This window comes from Variovorax sp. GW821-FHT09A10, from assembly GCF_059418385.1.
Window position 1 is genome coordinate 1 of record NZ_JBWKPT010000021.1, and the last position, 2,500, is coordinate 2,500.

General features: G+C 52.0%; 2 rRNA genes and 1 pseudogene (1 of these 3 cut by a window edge). 1 reads left to right on the forward strand and 2 read right to left on the reverse strand.

Annotated features, from left to right (window positions below):
• Positions 1–403 (forward strand): annotated as a pseudogene (locus tag AC07Q9_RS31530) (MBL fold metallo-hydrolase); the annotation flags it as partial.
• 130 nt (positions 404–533) lie between these two features.
• Here AC07Q9_RS31530 and rrf read toward each other — a convergent pair.
• A 5S ribosomal RNA gene (gene rrf / locus AC07Q9_RS31535) occupies positions 534–646 on the reverse strand.
• A gap of 128 nt (positions 647–774) precedes the next feature.
• Positions 775–2,500: ribosomal RNA gene (locus AC07Q9_RS31540) — 23S ribosomal RNA — on the reverse strand; it runs 1,150 nt beyond the window's last position.

The following is a 2,500-nucleotide window of genomic DNA, read 5'->3' on the forward strand; positions in this document are numbered from 1 at the left end:
TCCGGAGCTGATGGGCGAGCCCTCGTTCGGGGACATCGCGGCAACGCTTGATCTGATCGAGAAATTAGCACCGCGGCAGGTGATTCCTGGTCATGGAGGAGTCTTCGCCGATGTGGAGCGCGCGTTGCAGACGGCGCGCCGGCGGCTGTCTGGCTTGCAGCGAGACCCTGTGAAGCACGCGCGCCACGCGATGAAGGTGCTGATGAAGTTCAAGCTTCTGGAGCTGCACGCGGTGTCGCACGCGGAGTGGGGATTGTGGCTTGGTGGGACGCCGTATTTCGAGCTGATCCGAGCTCGATTCTTTGCCGGTGAGACGCTGGTGGCTCTGACGTCGGACCTGCTTGCAGAGCTAGTTGCGGTCGGCGCGGCGCAATCCGATGCATCAGGGATCTGTAATAGCTGATTGGTGCTTGTTTGCTCCAATAAAAAAGCGCCATCTCTTTCGAGTTGGCGCTTTTTATGTATTCGGTCTTTGCTTCGCGCAAAGCAAAAAACCCCAGTCATTGCTGACTGGGGTTTTCTGGGCTGTAAGAGCCTGACGATGACCTACTTTCACACGGGAACCCGCACTATCATCGGCGCTGAGTCGTTTCACTGTCCTGTTCGGGATGGGAAGGAGTGGTACCAACTCGCTATGGTCATCAGGCATAAAGGGTTGTCTGACTGATCACACGATCAATCAAACGAATTCATAGAGTTTGGAATCAGCTTTTGGCGAATTATTTTGAATGCGTCAACTTGGCATAACACCTTGATCAGATTGATCAAAGTTATAGGGTCAAGCCGCACGAGCAATTAGTATCAGTTAGCTTAACGCATTACTGCGCTTCCACACCTGACCTATCAACGTCCTGGTCTTGAACGACTCTTTAGGGGGCTCAAGGCCCCGGCAGATCTCATCTTGAAACGAGTTTCCCGCTTAGATGCTTTCAGCGGTTATCTCTTCCACACTTAGCTACTCGGCAATGCCACTGGCGTGACAACCGATACACCAGAGGTGTGTCCACTCCGGTCCTCTCGTACTAGGAGCAGGCTTCCTCAAATCTGCAGCGCCCACGGAAGATAGGGACCAAACTGTCTCACGACGTTTTAAACCCAGCTCACGTACCTCTTTAAATGGCGAACAGCCATACCCTTGGGACCGGCTACAGCCCCAGGATGAGATGAGCCGACATCGAGGTGCCAAACACCGCCGTCGATATGAACTCTTGGGCGGTATCAGCCTGTTATCCCCAGAGTACCTTTTATCCGTTGAGCGATGGCCCTTCCATACAGAACCACCGGATCACTATGTCCTGCTTTCGCATCTGCTCGACTTGTCAGTCTCGCAGTTAAGCACGCTTATGCCATTGCACTATCGTCACGATGTCCGACCGTAACTAGCGTACCTTCGAACTCCTCCGTTACGCTTTGGGAGGAGACCGCCCCAGTCAAACTGCCTACCATGCACTGTCCCCGATCCAGATAATGGACCTAGGTTAGAACCTCAAACACACCAGGGTGGTATTTCAACGTTGGCTCCACAAGATCTAGCGACCCTGCTTCAAAGCCTCCCACCTATCCTACACAGATCTGTTCAAAGTCCAATACAAAGCTACAGTAAAGGTTCATGGGGTCTTTCCGTCTTTCCGCGGGGAGATTGCATCATCACAAACATTTCAACTTCGCTGAGTCTCAGGAGGAGACAGTGTGGCCATCGTTACGCCATTCGTGCAGGTCGGAACTTACCCGACAAGGAATTTCGCTACCTTAGGACCGTTATAGTTACGGCCGCCGTTTACTGGGACTTCAATCAAGAGCTTGCACCCCATCATTTAATCTTCCAGCACCGGGCAGGCGTCACACCCTATACGTCCACTTTCGTGTTTGCAGAGTGCTGTGTTTTTAATAAACAGTCGCAGCCACCGATTTTTTGCAACCCATTCATGCTTCGTTGTTCACTACACACTAATAGGGCACACCTTCTTCCGAAGTTACGGTGTCAATTTGCCGAGTTCCTTCTCCTGAGTTCTCTCAAGCGCCTTAGAATACTCATCTCGCGCACCAGTGTCGGTTTGCGGTACGGTCGTTGTTAGCTGAAGCTTAGTGGCTTTTCCTGGAACCTCGTTCAGTCACTTCACGGACAAGTCCGCTCGATCGTTGGCCTCGGTATATGTGCACCGGATTTGCCTAATGCACGCCTACATCCAACTAAACCAGAATAATCCAATAACTGGATGACCTATTAAGATCCGTCCCCACATCGCACTAACAATCGGTACAGGAATATTGACCTGTTTCCCATCAGCTACGCATCTCTGCCTCGCCTTAGGGGCCGACTCACTCTACGCCGATGAACGTTGCGTAGAAAACCTTGCGCTTACGGCGAGGGGGCTTTTCACCCCCTTTAACGCTACTCATGTCAGCATTCGCACTTCTGATACCTCCAGCACGCTTTACAACGCACCTTCACAGGCTTACAGAACGCTCTCCTACCACTTGCAATAAATTGCAAATCCGC